This is a genomic window from Mesorhizobium sp. WSM4308 (assembly GCF_002294905.1).
GTDB lineage: Bacteria > Pseudomonadota > Alphaproteobacteria > Rhizobiales > Rhizobiaceae > Mesorhizobium.
This window is the reverse complement of record NZ_NSFW01000004.1, coordinates 79,143-93,350: the sequence shown is the minus strand read 5'-3', so window position 1 is coordinate 93,350 and position 14,208 is coordinate 79,143. Positions and strand designations below refer to the sequence as shown.

At 64.7% G+C, this 14,208-nt stretch carries 12 protein-coding genes; all 12 read right to left on the bottom strand.

Features of this window, described 5'->3' with window-relative positions:
• Window positions 1–16: 16 nt before the first annotated feature.
• Complete coding sequence (locus CK227_RS08505; protein ID WP_095772655.1) at window positions 17–1,060, bottom strand: flagellar hook-associated family protein; 1,044 nt, start codon at window positions 1,058–1,060, stop codon at window positions 17–19.
• Window positions 1,061–1,063: 3 nt separating this feature from the next.
• Window positions 1,064–2,518, bottom strand: coding sequence for a flagellar hook-associated protein FlgK (gene flgK, locus CK227_RS08500; RefSeq protein WP_095772656.1), 1,455 nt, complete (start codon window positions 2,516–2,518; stop codon window positions 1,064–1,066).
• Between the two features lie 27 nt (window positions 2,519–2,545).
• On the bottom strand, window positions 2,546–3,802 hold the full coding sequence (locus CK227_RS08495; protein WP_095772657.1) for a flagellar hook protein FlgE: 1,257 nt from the start codon (window positions 3,800–3,802) through the stop codon (window positions 2,546–2,548).
• A 79-nt stretch (window positions 3,803–3,881) separates the two neighbouring features.
• Window positions 3,882–4,550 (bottom strand): response regulator transcription factor, encoded by a 669-nt coding sequence (locus tag CK227_RS08490; protein ID WP_010911291.1) that lies wholly within the window; start codon window positions 4,548–4,550, stop codon window positions 3,882–3,884.
• A gap of 223 nt (window positions 4,551–4,773) precedes the next feature.
• Window positions 4,774–5,361, bottom strand: coding sequence for a transglycosylase SLT domain-containing protein (locus tag CK227_RS08485; protein ID WP_179296414.1), 588 nt, complete (start codon window positions 5,359–5,361; stop codon window positions 4,774–4,776).
• A complete protein-coding gene (locus tag CK227_RS08480; protein WP_095772658.1) occupies window positions 5,291–6,670 on the bottom strand; it encodes a flagellar hook-length control protein FliK in 1,380 nt (459 codons plus the stop codon). The genes CK227_RS08485 and CK227_RS08480 overlap by 71 nt, the downstream gene beginning before the upstream one ends.
• Window positions 6,667–8,046: a chemotaxis protein MotC gene (locus CK227_RS08475; protein WP_095772659.1), complete on the bottom strand. Its 1,380-nt coding sequence runs from the start codon at window positions 8,044–8,046 to the stop codon at window positions 6,667–6,669. Before CK227_RS08475 ends, CK227_RS08480 begins: the two co-directional genes overlap by 4 nt.
• Window positions 8,043–9,437, bottom strand: coding sequence for a MotB family protein (locus CK227_RS08470; RefSeq protein WP_095772660.1), 1,395 nt, complete (start codon window positions 9,435–9,437; stop codon window positions 8,043–8,045). The genes CK227_RS08475 and CK227_RS08470 overlap by 4 nt, the downstream gene beginning before the upstream one ends.
• Window positions 9,434–10,054, bottom strand: a complete 621-nt coding sequence (locus CK227_RS08465) for a hypothetical protein (protein ID WP_095772661.1) — start codon at window positions 10,052–10,054, stop codon at window positions 9,434–9,436. Before CK227_RS08465 ends, CK227_RS08470 begins: the two co-directional genes overlap by 4 nt.
• A gap of 3 nt (window positions 10,055–10,057) precedes the next feature.
• On the bottom strand, window positions 10,058–11,707 hold the full coding sequence (fliF, locus tag CK227_RS08460) for a flagellar basal-body MS-ring/collar protein FliF (protein ID WP_095772662.1): 1,650 nt from the start codon (window positions 11,705–11,707) through the stop codon (window positions 10,058–10,060).
• Between the two features lie 131 nt (window positions 11,708–11,838).
• A complete protein-coding gene (locus CK227_RS08455; RefSeq protein ID WP_095772663.1) occupies window positions 11,839–12,909 on the bottom strand; it encodes a flagellin in 1,071 nt (356 codons plus the stop codon).
• A 276-nt stretch (window positions 12,910–13,185) separates the two neighbouring features.
• Window positions 13,186–14,172 carry a flagellin gene (locus CK227_RS08450; RefSeq protein ID WP_032931520.1) on the bottom strand — a complete coding sequence of 329 codons (987 nt, stop codon included), beginning with the start codon at window positions 14,170–14,172 and terminating at the stop codon, window positions 13,186–13,188.
• Window positions 14,173–14,208 lie beyond the last annotated feature (36 nt).

Genomic DNA, 14,208 nt, shown 5'->3' with positions numbered 1-14,208 from the left:
GTTCCGCTGGAAGTTGTCAGGTCAGGTAATTCAACAGGCTGAGCTGCTGCAGGCGCGCTGTCAGGGCGAAGGACGTCTCGATATGCTGTGTCAGATCCGCGACTCTGGTGGCGGCCGTGGCCGGGTCGACGGCTTCGAGATCGAGGATATGGCGCTCGAACAGATCGATCTGTGTCTTCATGCGGTCGCTGGCATCGGAGACGCGTTTCTGCACGATGCCGGTCTCCGACTGGACCTGGGCGATGCCGCTCAGCGCCTCGCCGACCAGTGTCTGCGAGTGGGTGACGATGCTGTCCTTCGCCGCCCGGCTGATGTTGGTGGACATCAGGCTGGAGACCATTGCCGCGGCCATGGCGAGCTTCCTGATGCCGTCGCTGTTGGCGCTGGTCGAGGTCTCGGTGGTTTCGTTGAGCGCGATGCGGCTGACGATCTGCTGGTCGGTGGCGTTAGACATGTTGGTCTGCCAGCCGGCGCCGAGGAACTGCGGCGCAACGTCGTTGGTGATGAAATCGTCCATCTGGGCGGCGGTGATGTTGGCCGCGGCCGGATCGTTGGGCGTGAAGCCGAATTTGGCGACGAAGGAGGCGTCGAAGGCGGCCTTGGCCGGTGAGCCGGCGGCCGTGAAATCGTTGATCGGCTTGACGTCGGTGTTTGTGCCGGCAAACAAATATTCGCCGTTGACGCTGGTGTTGAGGATCGAGGTCAGCTGCTGGAGGGTCGTCTGGCCGGTCGACTGGGTCAGGCTGTTGGAGTTGTCGCCGGACGACGCGGTGGTCAGGGCGGACAGGAAGGTCTGCGCCACGCCGGAGAGCTGGGCGAGGGACGTCTGCGTCGACGCAAGCCTTGCGGTGACCAGCCCGTTGGAATCGACGATCACGTTCAGCCGGTCGAGGTCGCGCGAGAAAGTGACGGACTGGGCGGTGCGTCCGCCCAGTGCCAGGCCGACATCGGCGACCCTGCCGGTCGACGATTCTTTCGTGGCTTTGACGAGGTCGGCCTGCATGCGCATCTGTTGATAGCGCATGGCGTTGGTGAGGGCGGCCGAAGAGACTGAGGTCATGGATTATCCCACCGCGTTCAACAGGGCCGTCATCATGTCGTCGACGGTCTTCATCATCCGCGCCGATGCCTGATAGGTATGTTCGAGGTCGAGCATCAGCGACATTTCCTGGTCGACATTGACGCCGGTCGCATTGGATAGCGCCTCGGAGCTGCGCTGTGCCAGCGCTTCCTTCGCATCGGCTGCGGTCGAAGCCTGCTGGCGCATGCCCTGCAGCCAGCCGATCGAATTGGCAGCGTAGTCGGAAACGCTTGATGTTGCCGAAATGCCAGCGGCGGGGTCGAACGTCATCGGCTTGTCGAGCCGGTCGCCATAGGCAATCAGGAGACTGGAATAGGAAGGGCCGCCGGTGGTGTTGGCGACGTAGGCCGCGCCGTTGGCGCCGCCGTCGCGCAGCAATGTCGGATTGCCGCCGGCGCTCGGATCCATCGCCGCATTGATGCTGATCGTGCCGGCCAGTCCGTTGACCAGCGTGCCCGCGGCCGGCACCGCCGGCGCGCCGGACCAGGTGAACAGGCCGGCGGCGTTGGGCATCGAGGGCGCGGTTTCGGCAAAGGCCGTGATCAGGCCGCGCGCGGTCTCGTCGAGCTGGCTCTGCATGGTCGAGGCGACGCCGTCGCGCAACTGCAGCAGGCCGGCGAGCTTGCCGCTGGCGGTGGTGTTGCCGCCGCTTCCCGCCGAGACCGGCACATTGTCGATATAGATGGTGTTGCCGGGGACGCCGGCGGCATAGCCGGCCGCCGGCGTGAAGCTTACCGTGCGCGGTATCGTCTCGAACAGCGTGGTGCCGTCACCCGTGGTGATGACCATGTCGTTGTCGCCGCGCGTGAAGGTCGATATCGGAACATAGTCCGCGATCTTCTTCAGCAGCGCGTCGCGCTGGTCGAGCGCATCGGAAACATCGGTGCCGGAACGGGTTCCGGATATGACCGCCTGGTTGGCGTCCTGGAACTGGCCGAGCAGCGCGTTGAGGTCCTTGACCGCCGTGTCGATCTGGCCGTCGGTCTGGGTGCGGAAATCCTGAATGGCCTTGGAGCCTTCATTCAGGGAGCGCACGACCTGCTTGGCCGCGTCGATGACGCTCGAGCCGAGATTCTGGTTGGACGGCGAGGTGGCGTAGAGCTGCAGCGCCTGCTGCAGATTGGCGATTGCCGTCGAGGGCGAGGAGGCATTGTCGACGCCATTGACCGAAACGTCCAGCTGATCCATGCCGCTGTAGAGCGCGTTCTGGCCGCTATAGGCCGACAAGGCACCGAGATTCTGCCGGAAGAGCAGGTCGTTGGCGACGCGCTGGATATCAACCGAACGCGCGCCGGGCGCCGTGCTGGTGACGACGGCGATGCGGCGCGCATAGTCCGGATTGGAGGCGTCCGAGACGTTGCGCGTGACAACGCTGGTCTGACGCGCAGTACTCATAAGCGCAGATTGGGCGATGCTCAATGCGGAAGATAACGACATGCTGGTCTTTCACGGGCCGCGCCCGGTTTATCTCTTCAGGTTGACAAGGACGTCCATCAGGTCGGAACCGGTCTGGAAGACTTTCGAATTGGCGGTGTAGCTGCGCTGCGCCGCGATCATGTCGGTCAATTCCTCGGCGATATCGACGTTGGAATTCTCGAGCGCGCCGGAGATGATCGAACCGGCCTTGCCCTCATTGGCAAAGCCGACACGGATCGCGCCGGAGTCGGTGCCTTGCGCATAGACGTTGCCGGGCAGGGCCTTGAGTTGGTCCGGGCTTTGCACGTCGGCCAGTGGAATTTTATAGAGCGGCTTGGTGGAACCATCCTTGTACTGGGCGTAGATGGTGCCGTCCTTGCTGATCTGGACCTTGTCGATGGTGCTGGGCGCGTTGCCGTTGACCTGGGCGTCGGAAACCGTGAAGCCGGTGCCGAGCTGCGTCAGCTTCGACAGATCGAGATTGAGGCTCGCGCCGCCCGGCACGGTGAATGAAACGCTGGTGGTCGCGCCAGTGAGCTTGCCGGTCGTGGTGTCGAAGGTCAGGTTGGCCGTGCCGAGCGCGCCGCCGGTGTAGGGGAATGATGTTCCCGGCGTCGCCTTCGACTGATCGAAAACCGCGACCTGCCAGGTGCCGGTACCGGTGTTGGTGAAATAGACGTCGAGCAGCTTCTTGTTGCCGAGGTTGTCATAGGCGACCATCGACGATTTCGAGGTGTACTGCGCGGTGGCGGCGTTGGCACCTGGCAGGTTGGCGGCGACGACCGGCGTGGCACCTGCCGGCAGATTGCCGCTGTAAGTACCCAGGGTGCTCGGCGTCGCGGTTAGGCCCTGGTCGGAGATGACGACCGGCTGCAGACCCTCGAAGCCGTTCACCGTCGCCGCCGGCGTGCCATTGGCGTAGCTGTAGGCCATCAGCTGGAAACCGGCCGCGTTGACCAGCCTGCCCTGTGCGTCGGGAACGAAGGCGCCGGCGCGGGTCAGGAAAGGCGTGCCGCTCGGATCCTGGACGACGAAGAAACCATCGCCGCTGACGGCAAGGTCGGAGACAGAGGTCGTGTACTGCAGCACGCCCGGATCGCTCACTGCCTGCCGGATCGTCGTGGTGACGCCGCCGGAATTATAGGCGCCGCCCGTCGACGGCATGATCAGGGTCGAGAATTCGGCCGAGGACCGCTTGTAGCCGGTGGTATCGGAATTCGCGATGTTGTCGGCGGTTGTCGACAGGCGGTTGGCCTGGGCGTTCATGCCGGAAACGCCGGTCCGCATCATTCCGTAGAGGCTCATCGAGATGTCTCCGCAATATCCATGCCACTGGCGGCGAGGCTACGCGTCCTGTCTTGCGCGAGGCTGGCGCGGCGCGGCATCAGAAGACGAGCCGGTAGCCGAGGAAGCGTTTGGAATCGATCGGGTCGGTGCCCAGCTTCTCGCGCAGTTTCTTGCGCAGTTTGCTGATGTGGCTCTCCACCACGTTCTCCTCGACCTCTTCGTCGAAGATGCCATAGATGGCGTTGAAGACCTGGGTCTTGGTTACGCGCCGGCCGCGGTTGCTCGCCAGATATTCGAGGATGCGGCGTTCGCGGCGCGGCAGGGGCAGCGGCTGGCCGTCAATCTCGGGGTCGCGGCCGTCCATGAAGATGCGCATGGCGCCGATCTCGGTGTAGGCGACATCCTCATGGGCGCGCCGGCGGATGGCGGTGATGCGGGCCAGGATCTCTCTGATGTGGACGGGCTTGCGGATGACGTCGTCGACGCCGCTCTCGAACAACCGCAGCGTGTTTTCCAGGGAATGCTGCTCGCTCAGCGCAATGACAGGAGCGCCGGTGCGGTCGCGGATCTGGCGCGGAGAGATGGCGCCGTCGCGGCAGTCGCCGATCAGGAAGGCCCGCACCGATCGCAGGTCGGTGTCGGCGGCCGAGTTGACCCACTCGCCGAATTCGCCGGGCGCGAAGCCCGCGCAGGCGACGCCCTCGCGATCAAAAAGTGAATTGTATCCCTCAGTTACGAGCTCTCGCTCGTCAACGATAACGATCATCGGCCCCGCCTCCGAATCAACACATTTGCCCCGTGGGGAAAGGCCTAACCGTTGGCGGGAATCCTGAACAACCGTCATTTCTTGTAACTAGTTTCTTGGGAGTCTGGAATCGTGCCGGTTGCATTAGCGTGCAGCCAGATATGCTTACGGGGGGAAGTTCTGGGTAAGTCAAAACGGCAAGCCCTGAGCAGTGCCACGGGCGTATTAGGAGCAGAAGATACGCTTACGGGTTGCAGAAGGCGCGGGCGTTGGTTGTCCATTTGCCAAAACCGGCGGCAACCATATTGGCGATCACCCTGCAGACATAGACCTTCTGCGCCGGGTCGTTGTCGGGGCCGGCATGGTAGCGGGCAACGGCCATCGACCAGGTCTCGTGGCGGGCGTGGAGACTGGCCAGGAAACGCGCCGCATAATCGACGTTCTGGCGCGGGTCGAGCATGTCCTCGACGCTGCGGAAGTGCGAGGAATGATAGTGGTGGTTGATCTGCATGCAGCCGAGATCGATCAGCGTCTTGCCTTCGCGCCGGGCATTGGCGAAGGTGGCAAGCGCTTCGGCCCGGCTCTTTGGAAAGATCGCTTTTCCTTCTATATTCAAGGCGTTAGGCTGAAGGCTGCCCTTCTTGCCCGTCTCGGTCAGGCCGACGGCATAGAGGATGCCGGCGGGCACGCCATAGCGATCGGCGGCGCGCAGGATCTCGGGCTCGCAGGGATTGGTGGCGGCGAGGGCGCTGGTTGCGAGGCTAGATAAACATATCGCCGCCAGCGTGCTCGCGAGATGGCGAAGCGGCGCGGCCGCGGGCTTGCGCGTCATCATGATTACCCCTTGCGGACTGCTGGCCCGGTTGCTGGCCGCCGGTTCCACCGTTGCCGCCACTGGAGTTTCCGGGCTGAAAGGCGGATTGGTCGCGGCCAGGCGCGGCGGCAAGCGAGGCGGTCGCATCCGTCCGGGTTGCGACTGGAACTGCTACCGAAGGTTGCATGATGGTGACCTTATCAACCTCGAAACCCAGCCCGCGCAGCGACTTGACGATTGCCTCGCTGTCGCTGGAAAGCCGGCGGTAGGCGTCGTGTGTTTCGGGCTTCAATTCAATCGAGAGTTGTTCTCCCGAGAGGCGAAGATGGGCGGTGACCATGCCCAGCTCGGCCGGGTGAAGTTCGATCTTCAACACATGTGTCGGAACGGCAACAGAGCCGGCCATGTGGGTGGTCGCGGCGGCTGTCGAAAACGCCTGCTGCGGGCCAACATCGGCCGCTACGGCGTTGATTACGTTGAGTGCTGCCTGGCTCATCGGCGCCTGCGGCGGGGCGGGGAAGCTGCGCTCGGAAACCACGTCGACGCGCGCCTGGGCCGAGGGCTGTTTTCCTGGCTCCGACCGCAACGAGGACTGGACGTCGGCGATCGACTTCAGCTGTGGCGCTGTCTGCTTCTGTTCGACGCCCGGCACATCGGCGGTTGTCGTCTCGGGCAGCGGGCCGGCGGCGGTTGCATTGTCACGCCGTGGCGCGCCAGTGCCGGCGCTCGCGTCGCGGCCGGATTGGCCGTCGAGCTTCTTCAACGGCCCGTCGACGAGTGCGACCCGCTCGGGCTTCGGCATAGGTTCGAGGTCGTCTTGCCCAGCGACGGACGCCGCGCGATAGGCTTTCGACAGGAGCTGCCCGTCGAGCGCCGGTTCCTGTCCGGCCTCGCTTGCATCGGCTGACTTGGCCGATGTCGAGAAATGGCGCAGGTCATGAAACGCCATCAGCAAAGGCAGATGATCGTCGAGCGGCGTTGCACCGGCGTCGGTCGCCGGCTTTTCGGTATCGACGTCCTTGTCCGCCTCAACGCCCTTGTCGTCCTTCGTGGATTTCGCTGCCGTCGATCCGGTGGGCGTGGTCCTCGCCTTGCCGGTCGGCATCGGCTCGTCCTCGCCTGCCTGTGCCGCCAGGCCGGCGGCGAGCTTGCTCCAGCGCGGATCGCGCCCGCCTGCCTCGGTGGTTGGCTGCTTTTCCGCCTGGCCTGCGCGGCCATGCACCATCTTGCCGAAACCAGCATCATCCTTCTTGCCGGGGGCGGTCGGCTGCTCCGCCGTGCGCGCGGCGGTAAATCCTGGCAAGGCCGGGCCGAGGCTGGGGGTCATTTCGGGGCGGCTCCAAGCATCTGGTCGATCAGGTCGAGCTGTCGACGGGTTTTCATCATGGCGGCGTCGGTCGGATCGGTCGTGTCGGGACCGGCAGAAGTTGCCGGCGCCGATGCCGGCAGGACCGTCGCCGAATCGGCTGAAGGCGGCGGCGCGCTCGTCGCGGCCGCCGTCCTGTCGGATGGCTGGGATGGCGAGGCGGCGGGCTGTTCGGAGACTGCACCCTCGACGGGCGGCAATCCGGCCGCGTCGGCGGCCTGCGTGGCGGCGACCTCGGATTTGGGCTGCGGCGCTAGGGGTGCAGACGCCGGAGTTGTGGCCGGAAGGGAAGCAGGCGGCGCCACCACCTCACCGGCGATCGCCTGAGCGGCGTCGAGCAGGGCACGGTCACCGTCCGACAGTTTGCTGCGGTCGATCTTGCCGAGCTTGGTGCGCACATCCTCGATCGTACCGGAGGTCACCGTGGACAGGCTCGAGTAAAGCTCTGCGCGCGGATCGCCTTGGTTGGTGTTGCCGTCGCGGCCCTGCTCGGCCCGCGCGGAGGCAAAGGCCGACAATTCGCTGAGGCCGTCGATCGCGGCGCGGCGGGCGATGCGCAGATAGATCACCTTCTCGCGCTCGGGATCCATCATCGAGGTGATGTCGGCGAGCTTGTCCTGGCTGATCGACATATGCAGGGTGATGACGCCGGAGACGAAGGAATCGGCGAACTGACTGGCATAGGGCGAATAGAGGTAACGCTCGACATATTGGGTGGAGGCACGCGCGAACCGTGCCGCATCGCCTCGGCTCACGGCGATGCCGACCGAACGCCGCAGGGCCGCTTCCTCGACCAGTGTGCCGGGGCTGAGCAGCTTGGCCTCGTCGAGCAGCGTGAGCGCCATCACCGGGTCGTCCGTCGCCATCAGCGATCCTTTGACCAAGGCAAGAAAGGCGCCGAGGTCGCTGGGCAGCGTCATAGGATCGATTGGCCTCAGGACTTCGATCGCACTGGCGGGCCGGCCAACCAGATAGTTTATGACGCCCTTGGCGATTGAGAGGTCTTCGGCATCCACGGACTTGGCACGGGAAACCGCCGCCTCGACGGTCACCGGATTGCCGCCGCTCATGCCGTAGACCAGGAGTGCGCGAAAATTCTTGGGGTCCTTGAAGTCCTCCGCATCCGCTTCGCGCAAGCGGGTATCGATCATCTCGAGCAGCTTGGCCTGCATCGGCATCGCGGCGTGATCGCCGGCGGCGATGCGGTCCTGGACCAGCTGCAGCGAGCGCACCAGCTGGTAGGGCTGCAGCGTGTCCTGGGCGAAGCCGGCCGACGGATATCCGGCTGCCAGCAGCAACAGGCCCATCAGCCGGCTGGTGACGGCCGCCCGCTTCATCCGCCGGTCGCCATCAGGATCTCAATGCGGCGGTTGGCCGCCGACAGCGGATCGGCCGGATCCTTCGGCTGCCGGTCGGCGAAGCCGGCGACCTCGGTGATGCGGCGCTCGTCGACGCCGCCGCGCACGAGCATGTAGTAGGCGGAATGCGCGCGCGCCGTCGACAGCCGCCAATTGTCGTAGCTGGCGCTGCGGAAGGGGCGCGCATCAGTGTGGCCGTTGATGCTGATCGTGCCCTTCTGGCTGTTGACGATGCGGCCGATCTTTTCCATCGCCAGCACCAGTTCGCGGCTCGGCACCGCCGATCCAACTTCGAACATGCCGAAGTCGAGCTGGTCGGTGATCGAGATGACGACACCCTTGTCGGTGGCTTCGACCGAGACGCCGTCATGCAGCTTGTCGCCAGGCTTGAACGCTTCAGCCAGCTGCCGCTTGACGTCGGCCGCGGCCTTCACGGCAGCGGCGGTCGGCTGCTTTTCCCCGGCTTCAGGCGCGGTCGTCTCTTGCACGGCGGCCGCGGTATCCGCCTTGGCGGCAGCCACGGCCTTGCTCTCGCCCGTCTTGGCGTCACCGGCCTTGGCGCCGCTGGCCTTGGTTTCGCCGGCCTTGATTTCGCCGGCCTTGGCCATCGTCGCGGCGGCGTCCTTGCCATCCTCGGCCAGGGGCTCGAGTGGGGCTTCCTTGACGGGCGACGCCGGCGGCACGGCCTTGACCTTGGCGACCTGCGTTTCGGCGGCCTTGTCACCTGGTTTGAGCGGATCGCCCTCGATCTTGGGGCGCTGGGCACTCGCCTCGGCGGCGGGTGTGGCCACCTGCTGCGACCAGAAGTCCGGCTCGAAGGGATCCCTGTAGGACGCGCCGCCCGAGGCGCCCGTCGCCGGCCCGGCGCTTTGCGCGCCGCCGTCGCCCTTCTGGCTGACATTCTGCATGACGCCGGTGTCGGTGGCGATTTCGGAGAGCACGGCGTAGGGGTCGGCGAACAGATGCTCATCCGACTGTTCAGCCTTGTTCGGCTCCTGCTTGTCCTGCTTGCGGTTGGATGAGCCCGCCGCACCGATGCCGTCCTGTCCAGACTTTTTTGTCGCCTCCTGCGGGTCGTCGGTCGTCATCCCGACCGCGCGCGGCCCATTGCCGAGGTCCTCAAGGCCCTTGCGGCTCGACTCACGGTCGACGAGCTTGACCGGGTTGAAGTAGCTGGCGACGGCCGCCTTGGTCTGTTCGTTGGCGGCGTTGATTAGCCACATCACCAGGAAGAAGCACATCATGGCGGTCATGAAATCGGCAAAGGCGATCTTCCAGACGCCACCGTGATGGCCCTCGTCGTGGTCGTCATGACCCCGCCGCACGATGATGATCTCGTGCCTGCCGTGATCGGCCTCGGCGACACTCATGACAAGACCTCGGAAAGGGTGGCCGACCATTCGGCGATGCGTGTCTCGAACACGGCCTCGTCAATGGTCACGGTCAGGTCGAAACCTGGCGCCTCGATGAAGTCGAGATTTGCAATGCTTGGTCCAAGCGATGCCTTCAGCGTTTCGAACAGCGACAGTGGCCCACGGACGGCGATGCGCACCGCTTCGCCATCGCCGACGGCTTCGCGAACCGCGCCGGCGAGCGCTTCGAGCGAGCGCTTCTGCAGATCGTCGCTGACAATGCCGCCGATGATGCGTGCGACCGTGGCGGTGACAAGGTCCGTTACGCGCGCCTCCATGGCGTCGATGCGCAGCGAGACCGCCTTGCCGATGTTGCCGCCGAAGCTTTCGAGGAAAACCCTCGCTTCCTCAACATGCGCCTGGCGCTCCGCTTCCAGCGCAGCGTCGTGGGCGGCGACAAGCCGTTCCGTCAGCGCTGCTTCTGCCTGGGCAACCGCCTCGGCGATCAGCGTGCCGATATCGGCCTGCGGTGCGGATGCTTCCGGCCTGTGCTCGGATGCGGCCTGGGGCTGACTGACACGCGGCGCGCGCGTACCGAAATCAGGGAGAAGATCGAAAAGGGCTGCGGAGGCCATGGTTTACGCCGCGACTTCCTGGGCCGCCCATTTGCGCAGGATCTGCGCTGTGCGCTCCTCGTTGAGGTCGACCATGCGGGCAAGCCGCTCCTGTGGCGCCGGCCTGATCTTCTGGCGAAGATCATCGAGCGGATTGGTGCCCGGCCGCGAGCCGGGCAAGGCGCCGATGGCGGCACCCGCATCGACGGAAGCAGCCGCCTCGGGTGTCGGCAGCGACCGCTGGACTTCATCGAAATTCGGGCCTGGCAAAGCGGGCATCGCTTTTGCCGTCAGTGCGGCCGCCATCGGCCGCAAGCCGAAGAAGGCCACCAGGAACACCACGACGATGAAAGCGCCGGCGTTGATCAGCGTGCCGGCGTGCTGGCCGATGGAATCCAGCATTCCAGCCTGCGGGATCGCTTCGCCGTCGAGCCCGTCGATGAATTCGACCGCCGAGACGTCGATGACGTCGCCACGCTTGTCGTCGAGGCCGGTGGCCGACGTCACCATCTTCTGGATCTCGGCGACGCGCTTGGCGATCTGCTCCGGGGTCGCGTCCTTGCCCAGGATCGCCTTCAGCCGATCCTGGTTGACGACGACGGCGATCGACATCTTGGTGACGGTGTAGCCGTTGGAGACGGTGGCGATCTTCTTGGAGTTGATCTCGTAATTGGTGATCTCTTCCTTGCGGTCGTTCGCCGAGGTCGTTTGCGGACCCTCGGTGCTGGTCGCCTGGGTCTCCGGCAGGTTCTGCTCGACGCTGGCCGGGGTCGAGGCCTGCTTCTGGTTGCTGTTCTCATTGGCGCGCACCGACTGCACCGAGCGCTCGACGCGCGAGTTCGGATCGAAAATGGTTTCTTCCGTCTGGCGGGTGTCGGTGTTGACCTCGGCCTTGACGCTGGCGCGGAAATTGTCAGGGCCGAGGTATGGCGCCAGCGCGCGGCGGATGTTGTCGCCGATCTGCGCCTCGACCGTCTGCTCGACGCCGAGCGTGCGGGCCGCACTGGTGTTGGAGGGATCGTCGCCGGCGGCCAGCAGGTTGCCGTTGGAATCGAGCACCGTCACCTTGTCGGCCGACAGGCCAGGCACGGCGGCGGCGACCAGGTGGCGGATCGACTGGGCGCTCTTCTCTGCGTCGATGCCGGCATAGCGGATGACCACCGATGCCGAGGGCTGCTGTTCGTCGCGGCGGAAATTGGCGCGCTCGGACATGACGATGTGGACGCGAGCCGCCTTGATGCCTGATATGGACTGGATGGTGCGGGCAATCTCGCCTTCCAGCGCCCGCACACGGGTGATCTGCTGCATGAACGAGGTCAGGCCCATCGCCCCGACATTGTCGAACAGCTCGTAGCCGGCATTGGCGCTGGTCGGCAGACCCTTTTCGGCAAGCAGCATGCGCGCCTGTGCCGTGGTGCCGGCCGGCACCAGAACCGAGGTTCCGTCGGCGCCGACATCGAAGCCGATGCCCGCCTCGCCCAGCACCAGGCCGATCTGGTTCACGTCGGAGCGGTCGAGCCCGACATAGAGCGTGTCGTAGGCCGGGCGGTTGAGGTAGACCGAGGCGATGCCGATGACGCCCATCACCAGAACGGCGATGCCCGCCAGCATGGCGAGGCGCTTCACACCAAAACCGCGGAGATTCGAGATGATGCTCTGGATCTGTTCCGGCACGATAGAGCGACTCCCAGCATGATTGTCCGCCGGAACACTAGCCCTCGAAGCTTGTGCGAAAATGAAATCGGGCCGCGCTTGCGGCGCGGCCCGTGAATTGGAGGGAGGGGTATCTGTCGGCTACAGCCGGATTAGCCGTTCTTGAACAGCGACAGGATCGACTGCGAGGAGCTGTTGGCGATCGACAGCGACTGGATGCCGAGCTGCTGCTGGACCTGCAATGCCTGCAGGCGGGTCGATTCCTTGTTCATGTCGGCATCGACGAGCTGACCGACGCCGCGGTCGATGGAGTCCATCAGGCTCTGCGTGAAGGTCTTCTGCAGGTCGATGGAGCTCTTGGCGGCGCCGAGGATGGTGGCCTGGTCGGTCAGCTGGCTCATGACCTTGTCGATCTTGCCGATCATCTGGGTGATGATGTCGTCGGTCACTCCCGCCGCCGTGATGTCGAGATTGAAGGCGGAAACATTGTCAATCCTGGGGACCACCGCGCCCGCGGCCGTCTGGCCAGCGGTGTTGGCGGCGATGTCCGTGCCACCGCCAGCGATCGTAGCCGCATAGGCTGTGTCGTACAGGTTCTGGGCGGCCGCTGTCGCGTATACGGACGTCTGGCGGTCGAGCGTGCCCTGGTTCTTGACGGCGGTGGCAAGACCGTTGTCGAACAGTTTCGTGCTCTCGACATCGATGTCGATCGTTCCGAGCGAGATGGCGCCGGAGGAGGAGCGGTTGAAGGACGCGACGATCTTGGCGTCGGCCTGAACGCCGTCATTGGGGGCAGCGACCTGCGTTGACGTCACCGAAAGGTAGTTCGAGCCCGAGAAGGTGGCGGCATCGGCAAAGGACTTCATCTGCGCCTGAAGCGTGGTGATTTCCGTCTGCGTCTTTGCCTTTGCGGCAGCTGTCTGGCCAATGGTGGAGAGCAGCTTGGTCTTGAGCTGGCCGATCGACGTCAGAACATTGTTCATGCCGGTATAGGCGGTGTCGACTTTCGAGGCGCCGAGGCCGAGCGCGTCCTGCACCGTCGACAAGGCTGCGTTGTCGGAGCGCATCGTCGTGGCGATCGACCAGTAGGCGGCGTTGTCGGAGGCCTCGGAGACCCTGTAGCCCGTCGAGATTCGCGACTGTGTCTGCTCAAGCGATTTGTTGGTGGCGTTGAGGCTTTGAAGTGCGGTCAACGCCGCGGCGTTTGTCATGATGCTCGCCAAGAAACTCGCTCCTTTTTCCCAGGCCGGTCTTTCTCAAAAACCGGCATTGCCCTCGCGAGCCGCTGGCCCGCCCGTCGATTGCCGTCGCCCCGACCGGGCCGATTCGCCAATCCGTTGTAAGCTTTGGTTAACCATGACTAGCGCGTTATGGTTAACGGCCTGTTAAAGGCTCGCTTTCGAGGGTTAAGAAACGAGGGTTGCGCGGGGCTGGAGCAAACGCAAAACGGGCCGCGCTTTTGGCGCGGCCCGTTTTCTTGGTTGGTCGGTGTAGAGCGATCAGCCGCGGAAGAGCGACAGGATCGACTGCGACGAGCCGTTGGCGATCGACAGCGCCTGGACGCCGAGCTGCTGCTGGACCTGCAGCGCCTGGAGGCGGGTCGATTCCTTGTTCATGTCGGCATCGACCAGCTGGCCAACGCCGCGGTCGATGGAGTCCATCAGGCTCTGCGTGAAGGTCTTCTGCAGGTCGATGGAGCTCTTAGCGGCGCCGAGCTTGGTGGCGGCGGTCGTCATGTCCTTGAGCGCGGCGTCGACGACGGTCATCATCTGCGAGATCTGAGCGTCGCTGGCGGCCGTGGTGCCCGAGAAGATTTTCAGCGAGGCGACCGAATAGGTATCGCCGGCAGCGGGAGCGGCACCAAGGGTCGGGTTCTGTGCCGTGGTGGTTGCAGCACCAGTGGTGCCGAGGCGGGCCGTATCCAGAAGGCCCTTGGCGGTCGGCGCGGCGCCGGAGTCATAGAGCTTGATGCTTTCCACGTTGACATCGATCGTCGAGAGCGAAACCGCGCCGGTCGAGCTGCGGTTGAAGGCCGAGACGATCTTGACGTCGGCGGCCGTGCCCGTGGCGGTGGACACCGACAGCATGTTGGTGCCGGAGAAGGTGGCGGAGTCGGCGTAACCCTTCAGCTGCTGCTGCAGAGCGGCGATTTCGACCTGGGTCTTTTCCTTCGCGGCATCGGTCTGACCGTAGGACGCGGTCAGCTTCTGCTGGATCGCATTGATGGTGGTGATCGCGCTGTTCATGCCGGTGTAGGCGGTGTCGACCTTCGAGGCGCCGAGGCCGAGCGAGTCCGAAACGGTGGACATGGCCTGGTTGTCGGAACGCATCGTGGTGGCGATCGACCAATAGGCGGCGTTGTCCGAAGCCTGGGAGACGCGGTAGCCCGTCGAGATGCGGGCCTGGGTGGTGGAGAGGTTGTTCTGGGTGGCGTTAAGGCTCTGCAGGGCCGTCAATGCGGCGCTGTTGGTCATGATACTGGCCATGGCTACTCGTACCTTGTTTTTACAGGTGTTTTTTTG